The sequence below is a fragment of the Shewanella algidipiscicola genome (assembly GCF_900380485.1).
Lineage (GTDB): Bacteria > Pseudomonadota > Gammaproteobacteria > Enterobacterales > Shewanellaceae > Shewanella > Shewanella algidipiscicola.
On the sequence record NZ_OXJV01000020.1, the window covers coordinates 127,189 to 147,191 of the forward strand.

At 46.4% G+C, this 20,003-nt stretch carries 20 protein-coding genes; 18 read left to right on the forward strand and 2 right to left on the reverse strand.

Going from position 1 to position 20,003, the window contains the following annotated elements; genetic code table 11:
* The first annotated feature begins 68 nt into the window (after positions 1–68).
* Entirely contained in the window at positions 69–1,430 is a 1,362-nt protein-coding gene (mnmE, locus tag DN599_RS17045; RefSeq protein WP_110458792.1) for a tRNA uridine-5-carboxymethylaminomethyl(34) synthesis GTPase MnmE, read from the forward strand.
* 485 nt (positions 1,431–1,915) lie between these two features.
* On the opposite strand, the gene DN599_RS17050 is transcribed toward mnmE, so the two are convergent.
* Entirely contained in the window at positions 1,916–3,361 is a 1,446-nt protein-coding gene (locus DN599_RS17050) for an OmpA family protein (RefSeq protein ID WP_110458793.1), read from the reverse strand.
* Between the two features lie 125 nt (positions 3,362–3,486).
* On the opposite strand from DN599_RS17050, the gene DN599_RS17055 reads away from it, so the two are divergent.
* From DN599_RS17055 to DN599_RS17135, 17 genes are all read left to right on the forward strand, one after another.
* A complete protein-coding gene (locus DN599_RS17055; RefSeq protein WP_110458794.1) occupies positions 3,487–4,086 on the forward strand; it encodes a response regulator transcription factor in 600 nt (199 codons plus the stop codon).
* A 122-nt stretch (positions 4,087–4,208) separates the two neighbouring features.
* Positions 4,209–4,484 (forward strand): pilus assembly protein, encoded by a 276-nt coding sequence (locus DN599_RS17060; RefSeq protein ID WP_110458795.1) that lies wholly within the window; start codon positions 4,209–4,211, stop codon positions 4,482–4,484.
* Between the two features lie 105 nt (positions 4,485–4,589).
* Entirely contained in the window at positions 4,590–5,165 is a 576-nt protein-coding gene (locus tag DN599_RS17065) for a hypothetical protein (protein ID WP_162599233.1), read from the forward strand.
* 48 nt (positions 5,166–5,213) lie between these two features.
* On the forward strand, positions 5,214–5,792 hold the full coding sequence (locus DN599_RS19020) for a hypothetical protein (protein WP_239473340.1): 579 nt from the start codon (positions 5,214–5,216) through the stop codon (positions 5,790–5,792).
* A gap of 136 nt (positions 5,793–5,928) precedes the next feature.
* Positions 5,929–7,569, forward strand: coding sequence for a TadE/TadG family type IV pilus assembly protein (locus DN599_RS17075; RefSeq protein WP_110458797.1), 1,641 nt, complete (start codon positions 5,929–5,931; stop codon positions 7,567–7,569).
* Entirely contained in the window at positions 7,566–8,465 is a 900-nt protein-coding gene (locus DN599_RS17080; protein WP_110458798.1) for a hypothetical protein, read from the forward strand. Before DN599_RS17075 ends, DN599_RS17080 begins: the two co-directional genes overlap by 4 nt.
* Complete coding sequence (locus DN599_RS17085; protein WP_162599234.1) at positions 8,462–9,121, forward strand: hypothetical protein; 660 nt, start codon at positions 8,462–8,464, stop codon at positions 9,119–9,121. Before DN599_RS17080 ends, DN599_RS17085 begins: the two co-directional genes overlap by 4 nt.
* Positions 9,121–9,372 (forward strand): hypothetical protein, encoded by a 252-nt coding sequence (locus DN599_RS17090; protein WP_110458800.1) that lies wholly within the window; start codon positions 9,121–9,123, stop codon positions 9,370–9,372. Before DN599_RS17085 ends, DN599_RS17090 begins: the two co-directional genes overlap by 1 nt.
* Before the next feature lie 11 nt (positions 9,373–9,383).
* Positions 9,384–10,316 (forward strand): Flp pilus assembly protein CpaB, encoded by a 933-nt coding sequence (gene cpaB / locus DN599_RS17095; protein ID WP_110458801.1) that lies wholly within the window; start codon positions 9,384–9,386, stop codon positions 10,314–10,316.
* A gap of 11 nt (positions 10,317–10,327) precedes the next feature.
* Positions 10,328–11,632 (forward strand): type II and III secretion system protein family protein, encoded by a 1,305-nt coding sequence (locus DN599_RS17100; protein WP_110458802.1) that lies wholly within the window; start codon positions 10,328–10,330, stop codon positions 11,630–11,632.
* 9 nt (positions 11,633–11,641) lie between these two features.
* Complete coding sequence (locus tag DN599_RS17105; protein ID WP_110458803.1) at positions 11,642–13,360, forward strand: TadA family conjugal transfer-associated ATPase; 1,719 nt, start codon at positions 11,642–11,644, stop codon at positions 13,358–13,360.
* On the forward strand, positions 13,357–14,211 hold the full coding sequence (locus DN599_RS17110; protein WP_110458804.1) for a type II secretion system F family protein: 855 nt from the start codon (positions 13,357–13,359) through the stop codon (positions 14,209–14,211). The genes DN599_RS17105 and DN599_RS17110 overlap by 4 nt, the downstream gene beginning before the upstream one ends.
* Positions 14,212–14,216: 5 nt before the next feature.
* A complete protein-coding gene (locus DN599_RS17115; RefSeq protein ID WP_110458845.1) occupies positions 14,217–15,092 on the forward strand; it encodes a type II secretion system F family protein in 876 nt (291 codons plus the stop codon).
* Positions 15,093–15,434 carry a DUF192 domain-containing protein gene (locus tag DN599_RS17120; RefSeq protein ID WP_110458805.1) on the forward strand — a complete coding sequence of 114 codons (342 nt, stop codon included), beginning with the start codon at positions 15,093–15,095 and terminating at the stop codon, positions 15,432–15,434.
* A 2-nt stretch (positions 15,435–15,436) separates the two neighbouring features.
* Positions 15,437–15,877 (forward strand): tetratricopeptide repeat protein, encoded by a 441-nt coding sequence (locus DN599_RS17125; protein ID WP_162599235.1) that lies wholly within the window; start codon positions 15,437–15,439, stop codon positions 15,875–15,877.
* Position 15,878: 1 nt separating this feature from the next.
* A complete protein-coding gene (locus DN599_RS17130; protein WP_110458807.1) occupies positions 15,879–16,586 on the forward strand; it encodes a TadE/TadG family type IV pilus assembly protein in 708 nt (235 codons plus the stop codon).
* A gap of 11 nt (positions 16,587–16,597) precedes the next feature.
* Positions 16,598–17,485: an OmpA family protein gene (locus tag DN599_RS17135; protein ID WP_162599236.1), complete on the forward strand. Its 888-nt coding sequence runs from the start codon at positions 16,598–16,600 to the stop codon at positions 17,483–17,485.
* Between the two features lie 1,753 nt (positions 17,486–19,238).
* Here DN599_RS17135 and DN599_RS17145 read toward each other — a convergent pair.
* Positions 19,239–19,946, reverse strand: a complete 708-nt coding sequence (locus DN599_RS17145; RefSeq protein ID WP_110458810.1) for a sulfotransferase — start codon at positions 19,944–19,946, stop codon at positions 19,239–19,241.
* Positions 19,947–20,003 lie beyond the last annotated feature (57 nt).

The window sequence follows — 20,003 nt, forward strand, 5'->3', positions numbered from 1 at the left end:
TTGACCGCTTTTTTGTTTTATATAAACGCATATTTTTGCCATTCACCATCAATTTAGGAAACACAGTAATGACAACAGATACTATCGTGGCACAGGCAACCGCTCCCGGACGCGGCGGCGTGGGGATCATACGTATCTCGGGCGACAACGCCAGCAAAGTGGCAATGGCCGTGTTAGGGCATATCCCTAAAGTCCGCTATGCCGATTACTGTGACTTTAAAGATGCTAATGGCACCGTGATAGACCAAGGCATTGCCCTCTTCTTTAAGGGGCCAAACTCATTTACCGGCGAAGATGTACTCGAGCTACAAGGTCATGGCGGCCAAATCGTACTGGATATGCTGATAAAACGCGTCATGGAAGTGGGCGGCGTACGTATTGCTAAACCTGGGGAATTCAGCGAGCAGGCGTTTATGAACGACAAGCTGGATCTGACCCAAGCCGAAGCCATTGCCGATCTGATTGATGCCACCAGCGAACAAGCCGCCAAAAGCGCCCTCAATTCGATGCAGGGTGAATTTTCCACTCAGGTACATGATCTGGTCGATCAGGTGACTAACTTACGTTTATACGTTGAAGCCGCTATCGACTTCCCCGATGAAGAGGTCGACTTTCTCTCGGACGGCAAAATTGCCGCCTCGCTCAACCGTATTATCGACAAACTCGACTCGGTGCAATCGAGTGCCAAACAAGGCGCTATTATTCGCGAAGGGATGAAAGTCGTTATTGCGGGTCGCCCGAACGCAGGCAAATCGAGTCTACTGAACGCATTAGCCGGTAAAGAATCGGCTATCGTTACCGAAATAGCCGGCACAACCCGTGACGTATTACGCGAGCACATTCACCTTGATGGTATGCCGCTGCACATTATCGACACCGCAGGCCTACGTGACACCACTGATACGGTAGAGCAAATAGGTATCGAGAGAGCTTGGGCCGAAATAGAAAGTGCCGACCAAGTGTTATTTATGGTCGATGGCACCACCACCGATGCGGTCGATCCCCACGATATTTGGCCAGACTTTATTGATCGCCTCCCCAAAAACCTTGGCGTCACCGTCATACGTAATAAAGCCGATCTGACTGGCGAACCATTAGAGACCAGCCAAGAACAGGGTTATAAAGTCTTTCGTCTATCAGCAAAAACCGGCTTAGGCGTCGAGGAGCTTAAAGCACACCTTAAATCTCTTATGGGCTACCAAAGCAACCTTGAAGGTGGCTTTATCGCCCGTAGGCGCCATTTAGAAGCCTTAGAGCTTGCTAGTAGTCACTTATTACTGGGCAAAGAGCAGTTAGAGGTTTATCAAGCGGGTGAACTGCTCGCTGAAGAGCTGCGGATGTGCCAAATGGCCCTATCTGAAATCACGGGTAAATTCACCTCAGATGACCTACTGGGTAAAATATTCGGCTCTTTCTGTATCGGGAAGTAAAGTGGGCAAATAACGGAAAACAACAGCAAGCAACGGTAGATAACATACTGATTTTATTAGATCGTCACTTGCCGTTTATTGCCAAACATAGCCCCAACTTGGGCTCCATGACATGCTACTCGCACCGATTGGGGGCCCAAGTGGAGTCTAAAATAAAAATTTCTATTTAAAAAGCTATAACACTCACTACGCTTAGTTTATGACTATGTAGTTTATGACTATGGCTACACCACAAATATACAAGGTGAACGCCAAAATAAACGTAAACGCAGCTAAGAAACCTTAAACCTGTACGGTCACGATAAACCCAAAACTGCGACCAACTTATAAATATCTTCGGCTGCCAGCTATAGAACAAAGACCCGTCCGAACCCCAGCCAGAGTAAAGTCATCTACAATCATATGGTCTATTTCCCTATGTAACCAACGGGTTATCCTCGCAGCTGATGGCAGTACAATGTAACCGGCTGCGAAGGTTCTGTGGGTTATTTTTTGTCAGAGCGGAGCACCAGCTCCACACGGCGATTCAGCCGCTGGCCTGCTTCGTTGGCATTGCTGGCAACGGGGCTATACTCGCCATTGCCATGGGCTGTTAATTGGCTAGCGGGTATCTGGTATTGCTCGGTGAGCTGTTTTATCACTGCCGCCGCTCGGCGCTGTGACAGACTCTGATTATAGCGGTTGTGGCCCTTATCGTCGGTGTGGCCGACCACGTAAAAATCCAGTTTTGGGTATTGTTTAAGGTAGCTTGCCAGTACTTCTAGCACTGTCTTGGACTCTGACAGCATCTGGTCACTGTCGTAATCGAACAGCAGGCCTTCCAAGGTAGCCTTGCCCGATTGAGTAATGGCCTTGGTGAGGGCATCGAGGTCAATAACAACCCTGTCATCTTTCAGTGCCGAGAGCTCCATCACTCGCACAGTGGTGTCTGCCGGCGTACCATCGTAGCGGCCCTGAGCATAGATATCGAAATACACATCACCACCTGGGCGGCTTAGTTTAAATAGCTGATAGTCCTGCCATTCATCGGTGTTATCATCCTGATGTAACCCCATGGACTTTATCAATTCGGCATCGTCACCACAGGCTTTACCCTTGCAATGGAATACGGACTCAGCGGCCAGCTTATTGGCAGCGGCGGCGTAGTTACTGCTGATTTCAAACAGCGAGTATTCCTCTGGCATCCGATAACGTATCAAGGTGAGTTTGGCATCGAGTGGCTGGGTCTGATAACCGGCTGCAGACATACCGACGATCACAGGGACTTGGGTAAAATTGGTTTGCTTGTAGCGAGTGATGAAACTGCCGGGCATGCGGCCAAGCAGTGGATGATCTGCCGAGTCCTGACTATCTTCACTTCGTCTATCTTTTATCTCCACCTCTTGTGGAGTCTGCTGTAAAAACGCCGGATTTGCCACAATCAGATCCAGTGGCTCGGGAATAGTCTCAAGGGTAACAAGCTGTACCTTGGTGTAACGGTCCTCACGGTGAAAAGCATAGATGACGCTGTAAACATCCCCGCTGGAACCAGTTAGCTTTGCCGCCACATATGCGCCAGGATAACTGGTATCTACGGTTATCCTAGGTGCCAACTGGTCCCTTAGGACATAGGGATCACCGCAGGCTTCCTGTTGGCATTGAAACACTATCTCAGCATTTAGTTTTTTAAGTTGTGCCAGATAGTTATTGATAACAAGGTCCAGCGTATAGCTGTCTGGAAGCTCGAAACTATGTTGAGTCAGTTTTCCTGACACAGGCAAAACAGAGAGTTTGTCTCCATCAACGGCAGTAATGAGATCGAATGGCGTAAAATGAATGCGTTTTTCTGCGGGATATTTGGCATCCGGGAAGGTGCTGAAAAACGTACTGGCAGAGGCACTGAAGGCAGTAACAACCAAAAATACTGCACTCAATAAAGTATTTTGTCCCATAAAAAAATCCTTTTCAGCGGGCGAATCTTACTTTAGCGTATTAATAAGAGAATAGGATGATACGACAAAACAATTAAAGTGTCAGCCTCCGTATTTGTTTCAGCTTAATATTACCCGAGAACTATATGGATATACGAACTCGTACCAGTATACGCCTGGAGGGAGAGGGTTTTGACTTACTACCTGAGTTAAAGCAGTTTTACCTTGCGAATGGTCGGTGTTTACGCAAAGCATTATCATACACGGATGAACAGCATATCAATCGCGTGGTTTTTGTAGATTGTACACAAAAGCCAGAGCCCTGCGTCTCTTCGACGCGAAAGCCCTCTACAGCCTATATCGCGATAGTAAATCACCTCGATACTCAAATCGAAATCGAATTGCTGCGGACAGGGTTTCACGGCCAATTGATAAGAAATAGTTCTTTAGTGTTGCAGCTAACTGCTATCGATTTCCTTGTTAAAGGGGAGATGTACTTTTCACGAAAAGCGCTCTCACAATATGTATATGAAATATACAATAAAAAGACTCAAAACTCTGAAAGAATGGCTCTTAATGTCACCCTGAAAGAACGGCAAATAGTAGATTGTATTTTTAAAGGACTAAGCAATCAGGAAATCGCAAATGCGCTGAATATTTCGCTAAACACTGTGAAAATGCATCTCCAAAATATTTACAGGAAAAACAACCTTAAAGGGCGAATTCAATTAATGTCATCATACTAATTAATTACCCCTTAAGGGTGTGATACCTGAATAATTATTATCCTCCAGAGCAATTGATTCATCGAAGGAACGCTCTAATAATAACTGCGAAATTACTATCAATTGATTCAAGGAGTGAAACAATGTTCCAACGTAAAATTCGCGGTCAAGGTATGACTGAATACATAATTATTGTTGCTCTGATTGCCATTGCGGCGATCGGTGCGTTCACTATGTTTGGTGATGTGGTACGTAATCAAACGGCTTCTATGGCCGCTGAACTTTCAGGTAGTGCAAGTGAAGCTAAGACTGCCAATAGTGAAGCTGAAAAAGCAGGTAAAAAAGCGGTAACTGACGCTGCCAAGGCTGGTGGCTTGAACGCATATAACGAAACTGCGTCTAAAGCCAGTACTCGTTAATAGCGATGACATAATGGGACTAAGGCTATAGCTTTATGTGGCCTTATCCCATCTCTGCAAAGACAACGCCTATCAAAACGGAATACTACAAGGATGTCACTCAACTTGATTAATTTTCGCATAAATATTTTACTTTGTGCTGCTTTGCTTTGTGTTGCTCCTGCATCCATAGCAGAAGAAAAAGCGGTAACTGTGCAAAGCATCCTTGCTAACGCCCCTAAACCCGATGAGGTTGAATTTGCCCGTCAAGGTGTGGCAGAGACAAGCATAGAGAATGCTTGGGAGCGGCCATGTCCCTATAACAGCTCTCGTTTGCTTACTGAAGGTTCGGGCGATTTCGATGTTGACGAAGCCGCCCTGCGTTGTCGCCGCTGGCAAGATTGTAAAACAGCAGGTGCTGATGCGAGTCGGTTTACTGAAGGTTTTTTCAAGCACCATAAAACGGGGGAGGAAATTCCTCAGCAGTGGAAAAATGATGGCGAAGACTTGGCCAAGAATGATGCAGAATTTGGCGGTGGTTCGGGACATTCGTATAACTACGCCTTGAAATTTGCTGAAAAAAACTGGCGCTTGTTTGAAGGGCGCAGTGCTGGCGAAGCCGACAAACTCGTTAAAAAGCAATTCTGGCAATGGTGCGCGGTCGAACCTTTGTCTATTTGGAAAAGTAAACTAGATGATTAGAATTATTATGTATTTCAACTTCATATCAACAGTGACTTAGGTGCAAAAATGCGATTCAGAATAAGGTTATTTCAAGCAAAATTTTTACTTTGTGTCTCGCTGCTCAGCGCCGCAACGTTTTCCATTGCAGAGGAAAAAACTGGCTATGACTTGTTATTAGAAATGGCCATTCCTAAGCCCCATGAGGTTGAACTGGCGCGTAAAAGCGTAGCTGAGGCCAGTATAGAAAGAGCTTGGGAACGCCCATGTCCATATAAAGCATTGGAAGCTGAAGATGGTTCTGCCGAAAGCGACAAGCTTTACTATAGTTGTCAGCGATGGAATGACTGTACAGAGGTCGGAGGCTCCGCCAGTGTGTATACCGAAGCTTTTTTCAGAAACCATAAGAAGAAGTCAGGGGAAATAGTCATTCCTTGGGAGTTGATGCGTGATGGCAGTGCTTTTGGCATGGATGAGTCAAATTTTGAAACGACGAAGGGACAGCTTTACCGCTACGCATTGAAATTTGCCGAAGAGAATTGGCGCCTGTTTGAAGGACAAGTCCCTTTAGAGGCAAGTGACTTGGTTGAGAAGAAATTCTGGCAATGGTGTTCTATTCAGCCTCTGTCCATTTGGGAAAACGAGTAACTCTGTACATATTAATTTATATGTATTTCAATATTATATCGGTATTTTCATTGCGTTATAGCAATGAGTTCAAGATGCAGAAGTGATTGAGATAGTCGAATAGCCGAGAAAGTAAATCAGGGTCAAGGATTGAGCCATGCAAGTGTTCTACCGCTACCTGTTATACAGAGTCGCAGCAAAAGCTAATTTAAGTCGATTCCCTCACCGGCAGGCTGGGTACGCCAGTGTCCTTTTTCTGGCGATATTTGCCGCAATTGGTTTGGCGGTATTTTCTTTGTATGACTCTGGTGTGGTCGCTACCGAGCGGATTCGATTACAGAACACAGCCGACAACGTCGCCTACAGCACCGCCACCATGGTTACCCGCGATATGAATGTTATCGCCATCACCAATCGGGCCATGGTTGCCAATCAAATTGCCATCGGCCAGGTCGTAGCGCTCGCGTCATGGACGAATATGATCCACGAGTTCACCGGAAATCTTGAAACCATCGGTGACTGGATCCAATGGATCCCCTACGTCGGACCTATCATAGAAAAGCTGACCGAAGTCATGCACAAAGGTACCACAGTGCTGAGAAATGCCATCAAGACTGGCAGTGGCCCCTTTATCTTTGCCCAAGACAAGCTAATTACATTGCTGGCAGGGCTGCAGCGGGTTAACCATGAGGCGACGTTGTCTTCTGGAGCCAGTTTGTATGAGGAGGCCGTTAAGCTTAACGACCCGAATGTTCAGGCCAGCCCCTTGGTCAACGCATACAACTTTGGCAAGTTCATTCAGGCCTATCGCGGTTCAACCCGTTACTTCGAGCGTCGGCAGATCCGCAATGACCCTGTGACTGCTCAGCGGTTTGCGGAGTTTGGCAACGTGGTAAACGACTCCCGCGATCGCATGATGGCGAATCGTGGCTATAAGGTGGGGCCGCGCATTCCTGTACCAATCGGCTGTGATGGTCCTATTACCGGAAGAATTTGGGCGGAAAAATACGGCGGCACCGACTTTACTGTAACCAAGAAAAACCGTGAGTATCAGTGGAACTGGACCTCACTAGATACATTTAGTTTTTGGCACAAATATCGCAGGGGAACTTTCTGCCATAAGACCAGAACCCGGGAGTTTTCACCTTTGGGGTGGGGTGCTGCTCATGCACTGGATCAGAAGTTGCGCAGTGACAGATACACCTATAGAGATCGCAGGGGCGTTGCGGAGAAAGCCTTTCCACACAACGGTGAATGGAAGGCCGTTAACTACAATCGCAACAATAATCGTCAAGCTTGGTCAAATGCCTGGCGCAATAACAGCGCGGCCAACGGGGTATACCGCCCAACTAGGCATCAGGGTGAAAGTAAAGGGGACATTGATTATAACCTTCAAAAAACAGAGGGCCTGAGAACTTTCCTGGACTTCAAGGCCGACACCAAAACCGATATTGGCCCTGAGTTTACTGTTCTGCTTAAAAAAGATGAGTCGAAAATGCCGACCCGGAAGACGTTAGATGACAAAAATACCAAGGCTGACAGATCAGATAAGTACAAGGTCGAGGAAAAGGGCGGTATGCCAGGTCAGCAATTGTTTGCTTTGGCGTCGGCAGTCCCCATTTTCTCCAGACCCGACGAAGTAAAGTCCCGCAGTAATAAGCCCTGGATGATCAAATGGTCCAGACAGGACAAACTCAGAGAGTTCGGCAATCTGTACAATCCATTCTGGCAGACCCGCTTAAAGAAGAGTGATGACAACCTTATCAAGATGCTGATTGGTTTGGGAGTTATCTCATGAAGTCCCTGAAACAACGTGGCGGAGTACTAGCCGAATTTATTGTGATTGGTGGTTTTGTACTGATGCCGTTGGCGTTGCTGCTGCCCATGGTGTTCAAACACGTGGAAAACCGTCAGATGACAGAACAGGCAGCCCGCTATGCCGTCTGGGAGCGGGTGGCATATTTCCAAAGCAAACCCAAGAACCGCGATTCTGACACGCCGGTTAAATCTGATGCTCAAATTAGCAATGAGCTCCGCAATCGCGTGTTTGCCGATAAAAATGCAGCCATTTATCTTAGTCAAAATACCAATAAGGTGCAGGAAACGTTAAACCCCGTGCTGCAGGTAAAAGATCAGACCACGCGTAAGTGGGTGACCTTATTTGAAGAAGATAAAAATAAAGCCGGCTTTTATCACAGTAGTCAAACCAGCGAGTCAGGTCTTCCCGGTAACTTTTCTAAGGTATCGACCGCAGTTGGCAAGGTGCTCTCCATCGCACCTGATATGGATCTCAATAACAAGGGCTTCTACCGGGTCAATGTCAGCAGCAAGTTACGCAATTTTAAGTGGTTTCCCGAGCTGGGTGATAAGAGCCTGGCGATGACTCGCCAGGGTGCCTTACTTACCGAAGGCTGGATGATTGGTGGGCCTGCCGCAGCGAAACGTGAGCTTAAGTATCTGGTGCCCATTGGCGCATTCGCCGAGAAGCTGGGGCTGGAGAAACTGATGAAACTCTTGTCTGTATTGCCCATTGCCGACGAGCTGGAGTGGTTGGATTTGGCCAAGATTGAGCCGGATGCGGTTCCCTGCGTAAGACTGGGAACCTATGACCGCAAGGGGAGAGTCAGTACACCTGCCAATTGTGAAAGGCGTTTAAAGGCCAAATTACAAGAGTTGGGGCACAGGAGAAGATGATGCGGTGCATGGTGTTGGCCTTGCTGATTGCCTTTGGTACTCAGGCGCAGGAAAGCGTGCAGTTTCCCATTCCCAAGTTTTTTAAATTGCAGGTGGTTGCTGACGATCTGGTTTTTAATGGCGTCGATATGTCGATTACCGGTTTTGACACCAATAAATCTCCCGAGGAGATTTATCAGTTTTATCAGAATGCCTGGCGGGGTGAGATCAGGGAGTCGGTCTTTGGCGACTGGATTATCTATTCCCACCTCAAAGATGGCTTGCTCTTTACCGTGCAGTTTCAGCAACAGGATAAGCTGCGAATCTCGGGCACACTGGCTATTTCCAACTTGCCATCTCTGCAAAAAAAGCAGCTAAAAAGCTTGGGCGAAGGCTTTCCCAAGGCGCGTAACACCCGAGTTGCCAACGATATCAAGGCATACGATGGACTGCGCGAGTCGCGGCATTTATTGCTCGTCAACAAGATGTCTATGAAGTCGAACATGGTGTTTTACAAATCGGCCTTAACCGGGCAAGGCTGGGTATTGCAACATGGAGAATCAGCTTCTTCAGAAGGTGAGGCCCTACTTTTTGCTAAGGACAACAGCACCCTAAATTTGGTTATGACCTACAGAGATGGTCAAACCTTCATTCAGGCGATAAGGATAGACAACTGATGAAAAATCAGCGTGGATTTGGCGTAACGGAATACGCACTGGGCATTGTAATGTTAGTGACGATTTTCTTTATGCCTTACAAAGACAACAAATCGATAACCAATATGCTGATTGATGCAGTGAAGCAGGAGCATTCCGGCTACATCTATGCGCAAACGTTAAGTCAATTTCAGGTGACATCACTCAAGGCGTCGACAAAAGCTAATCCAGCCCCTAAAGCGAAAACGAAATTAGAAAGCTTTAACAAGTAAAGGAGTCACTTGTGTCTTTCCAAAAATCTAAAAGCAGTTGGTTAATGCTGACTATTGCAGTGCTTGTCGCAATAGCCGCGTTCTGGCTGTCAAATAGCTATCTAAAAAATAAAGAAGAAATATTAAAGAGCCAAATCGTACAGGAAGAAACTGAAACGGTTTCAGTGGTGGTTGCATCTAGGGCAGTACAAATAGGCGAAATCATCAGCCCGGAGAATATGGCGGTCGCCGATATGCCAGCAGCGTTTGCTTCGGCATCAACCGTTACGCCTGGGGATTTTGACTATTACAACGGCCAGGTGGTGAAGCACGATATGTCACCCGGAGAGCCTTTGCTGACCCACTATGTCTCGGGCCTTGGTATTGAAAGCTTTTCAGATCTGCTCGGTGAAGGCGAACGTGCCGTGACATTGCAAATCGATGAAATCAATTCAGTTTCAGGAATGACCTTACCGGGGGATATAGTTGATCTCATGTTGGTCACCGAAGTTGAGCCTGAAGGAGAGAGTACCGACAAGATCACCCAAATCCAGCCGCTTTTACAAAGCGTTCGTATTCTGGCTGTGGATGACATATCTCTGGTTTCACCCACTCAGGACTTTGTGCTTCATGGAATTGGCAAAGGCTCACTCGAATACTCGTCAATCACAGTTGGCGTAAAATATCAGGACGCGGCAAAGCTTGTACTGGCCAAAGAGGTCGGTGAGATAGCCTTCATGCTGCGAAATCGCTCAGACGGACAGCGACTGGCCAAGACGATATTCGACAGCAAGCAGTTAGCATCTGAAGCCAACAGTGAAGGGCAGTACCAGCTTTATACCTTATCCAGTACGTCCGGTGGCAGCCTAAAACCGGTAACAGTATCCATTGCAGGCCCAAGCACAAAAACGGGTGAACTCAGTCTTTTGAAATACAGCGCTTCCTCTCAGGCAGTGAAAAATTAGGTGACAAGGATATGTTTTTTAAGCGCGTAAATGTGGTGATGTTCCTGCTTGGTTTGGTATTGGCTCAATCGACCTTAGCGACACCGGCAAAACAATACATTGAGCTGTACATGGGACAGGTCAAAACCATTCAGGTTGGAATGGTTAAGCGGATTGCTGTGGGTATGGATACCGTTCTTGGTGCCAGTGTGATGGACAATGGCGAGTTGCTTCTGATCCCCAAAACACCGGGTTCCACTGAACTGCACGTCTGGAAAGCGGGCGAGCGTAAGCTTACAGTCACCGTGGATGTGTTGCCGGCACAGGCCAGTAAAACCCTGAAAGAGCTTCGCTCAATTTTCCGCACCTTTGAGCATGTCAGCTTCCGTCATGAGAGCGGCATAATTCTGGCTGAAGGGAAAATCCGCCCTGAGGATGCAACCTTGTTCCAGGGAACGCTGGAGAAGTTTTCCGGAGTCATCTCCATGGTCAGGGCCGAGCAAATTGAAATTAAAGATATGGTCAAAATGCAGGTCAAGGTGCTTGAGATAAACAAGAACGACGGCCTTCAGTTCGGTATCAACTGGGATAATGCCATCAGTGGCCCCTCCCTGGCTCTGGTGACCAATTTCAAACCCAACGACTATTACGTATACGGTTCTGACGGCAACAAGCTGCTGGAACTCTTTGATGGCACCCTACCTATTTCATCATCCAAAGCTTATGGTTACGGCGGCATAGCCACAGGTATTAACTCCATGATTAATCTGCTTAAGGAACAAGGTACGGCCCGTATTTTGGCAGAACCTTCCCTCAGTACCCGCAGTGGTGAGAAAGCCAGTTTTCAATCAGGAGGTTCTTACCCGCTCGCGGTGTTGAATGAGTTTGGTCAGCCCGTAGTAGAAATGCAGGACTATGGTATTCAACTGGATATAGAACCAGTTATCGACGATCAGGGCAATATCATTTCTAACGTTCGGGCGGAAATGAGCTCCATCGATTTCTCCACCGTGGTGCAGGGCGTTCCAGGTTTGCTAACACGCAATACCGAGTCGGTGGTCAATATGAGAGCAGGCGAAACGCTGGTGATTTCAGGCCTTATCAAGGTGGAAGACAGTCGTAGCTACGAAAAACTGCCGCTGCTGGGAGACATTCCTATTTTGGGGGAGCTCTTCACCTCCCGTAATTTCCAGGAAGGACGCAGCGAACTCATCATTCTGGTCACACCTACAGTAGCCAAAGTTGATGTATCGCTTCCTGACGATATTCAGCAGAATTTGACGGATATGGAAAATACCGAAGTTGATGTACCTACTTCAGATTGGTTACTGGACTGAGGAGACGTGATGTTTCAACTGAATGTTAAAACTAACAAAGGCACCCGAGTTGCGGATCAGATTTGCAAGGAAGCAAGCTGTATTTTGGGTAAAGACGAGTCTTGCTTTGTACAGCTACATGGCTGGCGAATTGGCAAGGAGCACATTCGTTTCACTCGTACCGATGATGGTCTGTTTGTCAGTGAGTTAATCCCAAGAAGTGGTCTCAGGATCAATGGCAATGCTGTCGAGACCTACGGCCCGCTGCAGGCAAAGGATTTGATTGAGCTGCATTCCTACCAAATAACGGCAAAAAATCACACCAAGCTCAAAACTAATGCCGATTCAGCTCCTGTGGCAACAGTTACGGATTTGACTGACACCGCCAAGGTGCGGGAGGTCCCGCCACCACAAAAGCTGCAAGTAAAAGAGCCTGTTGCTGCGGATATCGATCACTCCACTCTCGTCAGAGAATGGCGTAGCAAAATCCATCAGGAACTGCTTAAGCAAATGGATTTACGTCGTATAAACGTGAATACCATGACGGATGAGCAACTGCGTACTTTCACTGACACAATGATTGGCGGCATTGTGACACAGATGGAGGATTTTCCTGCAGAGCTCAACAGGCAAAATATCTCTGATCAGGTGCTCAACGAAGCGGTTGGCCTTGGTCCGCTGGAGTCTTTGCTGGCGATGGATGACGTCAGTGAAATAATGGTGAACGCAGCCGACGAAATCTTTTATGAGAAAGCGGGGCGCATTACCAAATCAGACGTGACCTTTACCGATGATCGCTCTGTGTTAGCGGCGATTGAACGAATTGTGACACCGCTTGGACGGCGTATAGATGAAAGCTCACCCACTGTGGATGCCCGATTGAAAGATGGTTCACGAGTAAATGCGGTGATCCCCCCTATTGCACTGAAAGGCCCCTGTATCACCATTCGTAAGTTTATGAATGAGCGACTCACCGCTCAGCATTTGGTGAATTTTAACACCTTGAGCCCAGCCATGGTGCAATTTCTGGATATGGCAGTGAAGTATAAGCAAAACATCATCATCTCAGGCGGAACCGGCTCGGGTAAAACCACGCTTTTGAATGTACTGTCCAACTTTATTCCGGTGCATGAACGGGTTATCACAGTAGAGGATGCCGCGGAACTAAAGTTGACCCAGAATAACCTTATTTCACTCGAAGCTAGGCCATCAAACCAGGAGGGGAAGGGGGAAGTGCCGATTCGGGAGTTGGTGAAAAACTGTTTGCGTATGCGTCCAGACCGGATTGTGGTAGGTGAGTGCCGCGGTGGTGAAGCCTTGGATATGTTGCAGGCAATGAACACCGGCCACGATGGTTCACTCAGCACGGCTCACGCCAACAGCCCCAGAGACTGTATTTCACGTTTGGAAGTGATGGTGATGATGGCCGGAGTGGAGCTGCCAATTTTGGCTATTCGTGAGCAGATCTCCTCGGCTGTTAACTTGATTGTGCAGCAAACCCGCTTTGCCTGTGGTTCACGTAAAATTGTCAGTATTTGCGAAGTGGCAGGGGTTGAGGGCAACCGGATCCAGCTCGGCGAGATTTTCAAATTCCAACAAAACGGCTACGGCGACGATGGTAAGGTGAAGGGTGAGTTCGTCTCAACCGGCATAGTGCCGCAGTTTTATGAAGAACTAGCGAAACGGGGGCTTGAGGTGGATATGGACATTTTTTCTCCCGGCGCCAAGGTAAAGGACTTTGCACTATGATTTCTGAAATTGCGCTGGTTGCGGCTTTTTTTTCACTGTCAGCCGGGGTCTTTACCTGGTTTTTCGGGTGGGTGGTTTCCAATGCCGCTGTCAGCTATCGGCGGAACTTCACGGCACAGGCCGAGATCAAGCTGTCAGATCTGTTCCTGACCATCGAGCCCGAAAAGCTGTTCATGCTGAACCTAGCGGCCGTAGTGCTATTTTTCGTTTTCACCTTTTTTCTGACTGGTAATCTCATCCCCGCAGCCTTAATGGCTGTTTTAGTCGGGGCATCTCCAGCAGTGATTTTCTCGATACTGCGAAATCGGCGGCAACAGGCCTTTATCAGTCAATTGCCAGACATGTTGCAGGGAACATCGACGGCAATGCGATCAGGCGCCAGTTTGAACCAGGCTCTAGAGTCAGTGATTTCGGAATCCAGCGACCCAATCAAGCAGGAGTTTGATTTGTTCCTGCGGGAAGTACGGGTGGGGGTGAGCTTCAACGAAGCGCTGGACAATCTTTACATGCGCATTCCGCTAATGGATCTGAACCTGGTGATCTGTGGGATGAAAATATCCAGGGAAATCGGCGGCAATCTGGCTGAAACCCTTGAACGTATGGCAAATACCCTGCGTCGCAAATTGGAGATGGAAGGCAAGATTGATGCGCTTACCGCTCAGGGACGGGCACAGGGCTATGTGATGACAGGACTACCGATATTGCTCGGCTTGGTTCTGTACCAAATGGAACCAGAGCAGATGTCGCTGCTGTGGACGGAATGGTATGGCTGGGTGGTGATATCCATCGTAGTCGTACTTGAGATTATTGGATTTTTCTTTATCAGAAAAATCGTCAGCATAGATGTGTAATTGTGATGACCTTTATTATTTCATTGGCTATCAGCATCGCCATTTTCATCGGATTCATAGCCTTTGGGCGTATTGTCAGTTTTGTAAAAAAGGCCGACAGGCAATATATGGATCCGCTGCCGCCGCTGATGAGGCTCAGTTGGCCAGTAATCAATTTCCTGTCACATTACTTCGGTGACTTACTCTCGGTGGAATACATCGAGCGAAGCAAAATTAAACTGAGACGGGCAAGTCTTGCTTATCTGATAACGGCTCAACAGTTTTTTGCGCTTAAACTATTGTCAGCATTCATGTTTATGCTATTGTCTTGGTTATGTTTTCTGATGCTGGGCAAGCCTGCAGGTATCGTGCCGCTGGCGTTTTCACTGTTCGGTTTCATTTTTCCTGAAATCAATCTCAACGATCGTAAAAAGAAGGTCGAAAAGGAGATTGTGCGCCTGTTACCAGTCTATCTCGACTTCATTACTATGGCGGTTGAAGCGGGGATGAATCTTAACAGTGCTCTGATGCAGGCCGTCGAAAAGGGCCCCCCGGGGCCACTGAACCATGAGTTTCAAAAGGTGCTTCGGGATATTAAAGCCGGGGTTGGGAAAATAGAGGCACTGCGGAATATGAGCGAACGCCTAGATATTCGTGAAATACGCAGCCTAGTGTCGTCCCTTTCCCATGCAGAAAAAAGTGGTTCAAGCGTGGGCGAAACATTGAGGATCCAATCAGAGCAACGACGCACAGAACGTTTCCAGCGAGCCGAAAAGCTGGCGATGCAAGCGCCGGTAAAACTGGTAGGGCCTTTAGTACTGTTTATCTTTCCCACCACCTTTATAGTGCTGTTTTTCCCTATCGCAACCCAGCTGTTCGAGCTATTTTCCAAGGGGGGGTAAATGCAACTTAAATCCTTGTATTTCGGTGAACGAACACTGCTGAATAAGGTGTTTTTACCACACAGTTTTTGGCAACGAGCCAGAGGCTTGTTGGGTAAGCCACCTTTGCTGGAGGATGAAGGTTTTTTATTCAACGATTGCCGCGCCATCCACATGTTTGGTATGCGTTATGCGTTAGATATCGTCTTTGTGGATGGCGATCTGAAGATCTGTAAATTGGTGCCTGATCTGGCACCGTGGCGGATGGCGTACTGCGCCAATGCCGAACACACATTGGAATTGGCCTCTGGCAGTGTCGGTCGTCTGAAACTGATACTCGGGCAACAACTGAAATTGAGATGAAAATGAAGCCAATCGTATTGTTATCACTATGTATTCTGCTAACAGCTTGTGCCGCTGCACCGAACAGTCCACAGACCGATGTACCCTTCACTGACAGACTGAAAGTCGCCGAACAGGCCTACACTGAAGCCCGTTTAACCGACGCCGAAACCTTGTACCTGCAGCTAACCCAGACAAATCCAGAATATAAAGAGTCCTGGTTTAAGCTTGGAAATATCTATGCTCGTCAGGGACGATATGAGGCTTCGATTCGTTACTATGAGAAGGTGTTGGTACTGGACAGTCAGGACGGCAAAGCCTGGTTTAACCTAGCTGTAGTTAAACTCAATCAATCACGGCAAATTTTGCAGCAAGCCGAGCAAATTCTCGCGCCAGACACCGCGGAACTACAGCAAATCAAGCTGTTAACGCAATCCCTTAATCAGGTTTCCAAGGGGAGTTAACGTGAAACGATATTTCAGTGGTCAAAGCCTGACAGAGTTTCTGGTGCTGATGCCCATTTTCTTCCTGTTGCTGTTTGGAATATTGGAATTTACCTATATCTATCGCGCTAAAACCACCTTGAATACCGCGACATTTGAAGCAACCCGTGCGGGTTCTCTTAACAACGCTCAGCTTAACCCAATGCGCGAAGCACTGCGTAAAGGCATGGTACCTTTGTATATGCAGGGCGGAACCGGGACTCTGAAAATGGGGGAGGCTTATATCAAGGTCAAGCTCGATGAAGCCGCGATGAATATGGCATCCGCAACCGTCACCATAGTTCATCCCACAATAGCCGTTTTTGACACCTTCAAAGTGAAACGTAAAACAGCTTTGGTGAACGATACTACTGATAAGGAACGTTGGATTATTCCCAATGATAGCCTGCTCTACCGTTCAGCCAAAAAAGAAACCGTTAAAATTGCCGGAAAAAATGAAAGCCTGAATATTCAGGATGCCAACTTGCTAAAAATTAAAACACTTTGGTGCTACAAACTGAAGGTGCCAATTTTACGCGAACTTCTGGTTTCAAGCCTGGGATGGTTTGGCTCTCCAGAGCAAAGAGCATGTAACGCGCTTGGCGCATTGAGTGGGCCTCGACTGGCACTGAGTTCGCAGTCAACAATCAGAATGCAGTCACATATAGTGTCTGATGGAAATTTGAAATAACAGGGATGGTTATGAACATCAAATTGCTTTTGGGTTGGTTTCTCTTAGGTAGTGCATTTGCCACACAAGCAGCATCACTCAGCGAATATAGGTTTAAAGGGGCAAAGCTGTTCAGCAACGAAAGTAAGATTCTGAACAATAGAGAAGTTCCCCTTGGCCCCCTAACATTTGCCCATCAGGAAACCAACGAACGTACTGAAGGATATTATCCTGAGAAGGCCGTGCGGATTAACGGTCAGGCAAAAGTGCGGATATTTGACTTCAGTCGACAATATTCAGCATTTCACGTAGCGCAATTGCTTGAGGATTTGTTGGATCAAAGGGGTTATGCTATTCGCTACCGTTGTCAGGAAATATCCTGTGGAGACTTAATAGGTTGGCGAGCGTCATTATCCCGCTTTATCGACGGTGTTGAGAATCGTCAGCAAGTAATTGTTGCCAGTAAAATGAATAACAACCTGTCGGCCTCATATATTGTTGGTCATGTAACAGATATCGACTCCCAACCTCGTTTGGTGATGGAAGTTATCGAGACGGCAGCCCCCATAAAGAGCGCATCAAATAAAGCGTTAACACTTAATTTCGACGTAAACTCTGCTGAGTTAACAGAGATGCAAAAAAATCAGGTTGCCAGTATTGCAGAAGTGATTCAACGTGACATCACAGGCAAATATAAAATCACCGGGTTTGCTGATAGTCAGGGAGATGAAGCGTCCAATCTCGCATTGTCCGAAGCGCGAGCCAACAGTTTGGCAAAGCTGCTCGTCGAACAATATGGCATCCCTGCTGAAATGGTTGATGTGCAAGGGGGAGGTGAAGCTCATCCGCTCAAGAGCAATAATTCCTTTGTTGGCCGGTCGGCAAATAGACGAGTTGAACTGATACCTGTCAGGCTGTAAATGTAACGGGCGTCGTTGATTCTATATGACCTTGAGATGAATTCTATTTCCAGAGTCATTAGTATCACTTACTTGAAATTAGCGCGCCCGCGCACTACATGGAAGTGTGTTAAATGAATCACCTCAAAGGGGCTTTCTTTGATTCCATATCTGCTTGCTTTGACTTAAGGACATCTAAGGTTGTTTTGGTCCGGAGCCCACGTTTATTCCCTGTTTCCAATGTTGGTGTGTCTCGGCTATAAAATGCTTAATCTCGCTGGCTGGTGGCTCTGTCTTTGAATGCATGGGCAGTGACAAACGACCAAACGTTGCTCTAAGCTTTTAAGCCCCAGAGATATTTGAAGGACGAGCAGGCCTAATATTGTCCCACTTTCCCAGATGTCCCCACTTTTAACATACTGAAAATATTCTAAAATGGGTACTTCCATGATAAAACCTGACAAAAGGTTGCACTCCACATATGCACCAATAGCTTTCTAATACTTTGAGTGGTTTTATATTTTTGGTTTCTGTATCGGTAAATAACCTCAGATCAGTTTAACGTAACACTGAAATCGTTGAATTCTGCTGATGTAATATTGAGTTGTGGCTTATTCTCTTTAAATTGATAAGTCACTAAACCACCGAACGGGCTTACTCAACTCTCAACTTGTCGAATAAAGGTTTGGTATATTGATGCGAACAAAAGCGACTTGGCTAATGATGACAACTCAACGTTGCTAAAAACCATTACTATAGATTCACCCGAAGCAAGATCAAAATAATCACGCTTTAAAGCAGGGGCACCAAAATGGTTTTCAAACGCACCAAAATTGACGTTCAATCTTACCTCCAATTCAGCCATGACATTGGCGCTATACCCGCTCAAAAATCAAACAAAAAAGTGGCGATCATTTAAAGATCTTGTCACGCTTTGATGCATAAACACTCAGATCGAGATCAATTTAATCAACAGAGATATCAACAAGTAATCCACGGGGGATCTAAAGTTAATAAACATAAAGTGGAAAGAGTTAAAGGTCTGTTTTTTAAAGAAAAAATACAGTGATGTTTTTTGTGGATTTTGATTAGCTTAGTAAATTTCAGATCTCAGTAAAAAAGTTATACTCAAAATTTATCGCTAAAAATAAGCCAGATCGCAGCGCAGATCGACTGATTAGTCGATGTCAACCATTCTACTCGCTTTTTTATACTAGATTTTCACGCTTTTTCAGCATACCAACTAACAAGCAATAACTCTGCTTCCCCAGCACTCGATCCTATATTTAGACCTTACAAATGCACGCCAATCAACACCAATCTAATTAACCCAGTATTAGCCTAAATAATTTAGATCGAAATCAATCAGGTCTTTAGGCAGTAATGACTCAATTAACATGAAGATAAACCGAGTAGGCTATGACCAACACCCACTGCGAGCGATAACACACGCAGCAACTATAGATAAACATGGCGGCATCAAGGTGGTAAAACGTCGAAAGTGAGCTCGATAGCGGAAGTTAACATGGCCAGTCGTGATATTTTGAAGTCTAAACAACCGAAGTTTAGAGAACAGCATACGCTAGCGCGGGTTTGATGAGCATAGTGGGGTGGGTAAGAGACCATGTATAAAAACAGACTCAGTTGTTACTGCCTATTACCTATTAATAGTGCAATTCAAAGCCTTTGGTTAATAGCCACTAGGGCGGTGAAGTTCCACGTGAAACTTCACCTCTCGTTTATTCCACTGTAATTATGTGATGTTCAAGATAAGTTAACCCAATTTGTAACTGAAAAACTTACGTTTATCGGGCCCGACAGCATTAGCACTGATTTTATTAGGATGTTTATATTCATCCCAACTGGCGACATTTCGCCCTTTATTTAAATGAGGAAAGTTTAAATGAGGCAAATTTGAGTGGGAAGATGGTTTCAGATCGCAAGATAGCGCGCCGTTCAAAGGTTCAACCGATAAAAATGTCATAAGCTTTGCCAAACTATCAGCATCACTAATATCAATACTAATAAAGTTAGCTTGCTCGCTAAAGTAATCAAAAACTTGTTTTTTATGATTATGATAACAATCAACCAAATGCATCGCACACATAGGATCATCCACCCGATTAATCGCAAAACAGTGATTAAAACTGCGCTTTAAAATGGGATGAAACCGCCCCGTTTTATCATCAAGGTGCACCAACATTCGACTAAGTAACATCTGCATCGATGGCACCCAAGCATCTAAAGCCCGCTCAAGATAAATAAATTTTGCATTGGGATAGAGCTGATGTAATTGCCGATAATCACTGAAACAAGGCGCGTCAGACACCACATCCGCCAACTCAAATGCCTGCTTAGTAAACGCTTGATGAGCCACTTTAAAGCCCTGTTCTAACAAAGCCACACTAACACTCGTGGTTCCTGTTCGCGGCAGACCTATGATGAAGATTTTGGCTCTATTAGGATTGCAGCAATTCGGCATAAACTTAACCCTAGTTTTAAGTGGTCTCGATTTGATGAGATGCAGTATAAGGGAATG

What these genes read in the sequence shown, in the direction of transcription:
- mnmE (WP_110458792.1), top strand. Translation starts at nt 69, where the DNA reads ATGACAACAGATACTATCGTGGCACAGGCAACCGCTCCCGGACGCGGC.
- DN599_RS17050 (WP_110458793.1), bottom strand. Translation starts at nt 3,361, where the DNA reads ATGGGACAAAATACTTTATTGAGTGCAGTATTTTTGGTTGTTACTGCC.
- DN599_RS17055 (WP_110458794.1), top strand. Translation starts at nt 3,487, where the DNA reads ATGGATATACGAACTCGTACCAGTATACGCCTGGAGGGAGAGGGTTTT.
- DN599_RS17060 (WP_110458795.1), top strand. Translation starts at nt 4,209, where the DNA reads ATGTTCCAACGTAAAATTCGCGGTCAAGGTATGACTGAATACATAATT.
- DN599_RS19020 (WP_239473340.1), top strand. Translation starts at nt 5,214, where the DNA reads ATGCGATTCAGAATAAGGTTATTTCAAGCAAAATTTTTACTTTGTGTC.
- DN599_RS17075 (WP_110458797.1), top strand. Translation starts at nt 5,929, where the DNA reads ATGCAAGTGTTCTACCGCTACCTGTTATACAGAGTCGCAGCAAAAGCT.
- DN599_RS17080 (WP_110458798.1), top strand. Translation starts at nt 7,566, where the DNA reads ATGAAGTCCCTGAAACAACGTGGCGGAGTACTAGCCGAATTTATTGTG.
- DN599_RS17085 (WP_162599234.1), top strand. Translation starts at nt 8,462, where the DNA reads ATGATGCGGTGCATGGTGTTGGCCTTGCTGATTGCCTTTGGTACTCAG.
- DN599_RS17090 (WP_110458800.1), top strand. Translation starts at nt 9,121, where the DNA reads ATGAAAAATCAGCGTGGATTTGGCGTAACGGAATACGCACTGGGCATT.
- DN599_RS17100 (WP_110458802.1), top strand. Translation starts at nt 10,328, where the DNA reads ATGTTTTTTAAGCGCGTAAATGTGGTGATGTTCCTGCTTGGTTTGGTA.
- DN599_RS17105 (WP_110458803.1), top strand. Translation starts at nt 11,642, where the DNA reads ATGTTTCAACTGAATGTTAAAACTAACAAAGGCACCCGAGTTGCGGAT.
- DN599_RS17110 (WP_110458804.1), top strand. Translation starts at nt 13,357, where the DNA reads ATGATTTCTGAAATTGCGCTGGTTGCGGCTTTTTTTTCACTGTCAGCC.
- DN599_RS17115 (WP_110458845.1), top strand. Translation starts at nt 14,217, where the DNA reads ATGACCTTTATTATTTCATTGGCTATCAGCATCGCCATTTTCATCGGA.
- DN599_RS17120 (WP_110458805.1), top strand. Translation starts at nt 15,093, where the DNA reads ATGCAACTTAAATCCTTGTATTTCGGTGAACGAACACTGCTGAATAAG.
- DN599_RS17125 (WP_162599235.1), top strand. Translation starts at nt 15,437, where the DNA reads ATGAAGCCAATCGTATTGTTATCACTATGTATTCTGCTAACAGCTTGT.
- DN599_RS17135 (WP_162599236.1), top strand. Translation starts at nt 16,598, where the DNA reads ATGAACATCAAATTGCTTTTGGGTTGGTTTCTCTTAGGTAGTGCATTT.
- DN599_RS17145 (WP_110458810.1), bottom strand. Translation starts at nt 19,946, where the DNA reads ATGCCGAATTGCTGCAATCCTAATAGAGCCAAAATCTTCATCATAGGT.